A 541-nucleotide genomic window follows, 5' to 3' on the forward strand; every position below is an offset into this window, starting at 1 on the left:
AAAATAATGCTGTATGTGACAGATTGAGTGAGGGGTTATTATGGTCGAAAATTGGAAAAAATTCCTGATGCCTTATGAACAAGCCGTTAGTGAATTGAAAATAAAATTACGTGGTATGCGTAAACAATATCAACAAAATAATGAACATGCCCCAATCGAATTTGTAACGGGCCGGGTCAAACCGATAGATAGTATCAAAGAAAAAATGCAGCGACGGTATATCACAGAGGATTTATTGGAACAAGATATGCAAGATATCGCTGGGTTACGGATTATGTGTCAGTTCGTAGAAGATATCCACGAAATTGTGGGCTTATTACACCAACGAACCGATATGAAGATTATCGAGGAACGCGACTACGTTTCAAACGTTAAACCCAGTGGTTATCGCTCATATCACATTGTGGTTGAATACCCAGTGCAACTGATCAGCGGTGAAAAATTAATCTTGGCAGAAATTCAGATTCGGACAATGTCGATGAATTTTTGGGCAACGATCGAACATTCACTCAATTATAAATACCAAGGGGAATTCCCTGAA

The 541-nt window shown here is 38.6% G+C and carries 1 protein-coding gene; it reads left to right on the top strand.

Annotated features, from left to right (window positions below; genetic code table 11):
- Nucleotides 1–40 precede the first annotated feature (40 nt).
- The coding region (locus FCS21_RS17605; RefSeq protein WP_138624479.1) for a GTP pyrophosphokinase at nt 41–541 on the top strand (501 nt) is incomplete at its 3' end.

This window comes from Colwellia ponticola (genome assembly GCF_005885605.1).
Lineage (GTDB): Bacteria > Pseudomonadota > Gammaproteobacteria > Enterobacterales > Alteromonadaceae > Colwellia > Colwellia ponticola.